The sequence below is a fragment of the Nostoc sp. UIC 10607 genome, from assembly GCF_047228265.1.
Lineage (GTDB): Bacteria > Cyanobacteriota > Cyanobacteriia > Cyanobacteriales > Nostocaceae > Nostoc > Nostoc foliaceum_A.
In genome coordinates, this window is record NZ_JBIQNW010000237.1 from 1 (window position 1) to 524 (window position 524).

1 pseudogene is annotated in these 524 nt (G+C 40.8%); it reads right to left on the bottom strand.

Going from position 1 to position 524, the window contains the following annotated elements:
• Nucleotides 1-127 precede the first annotated feature (127 nt).
• A pseudogene (locus ACEYW6_RS36580) lies at nucleotides 128-524 on the bottom strand (hypothetical protein); the annotation flags it as partial.

The window sequence follows — 524 nt, forward strand, 5'->3', positions numbered from 1 at the left end:
TAACTCTTGATGGCATCAACTTATTTGTTAAGCAATATTTCGCCAGCAGTATCAAAAGTTGCCAAGAACCACATTATGCTTTCAGTGGCAGATATCACAGGACTCTCCTAATATAGCGAATGAATTGTCATTGATCGAAGGAAGAAGAACTTTTCACCCAGACATTATGGTTGTGATAAAAATCACCACGCTGTTCTAGTGTAAACCCACCCAGCAATAATCCCAACCAGACTTCTACCATCGGCATTTGCAACACACGTTGCAGTTTAACCAAAGAAATCTCATCTTTGACATTGATCAGGTAATTAGCGATCGCACTCTGCCATTTTTCCACATCCTCATCTGATGCCAAATTGCGGACATCTTCTAAAGTTGTCACCTCATCGAGCATTGCCAAAACATTCGCTTTTTCAACAGGTGCTGCTAGAGAATCACCCGATTCAGTAGAATGTGAAAATTGGTGTGGGCCATGTGGTTTAAAGGTTTGTGGTGTTTGCGGTTCAATCAAATCATCTAAATCTAGG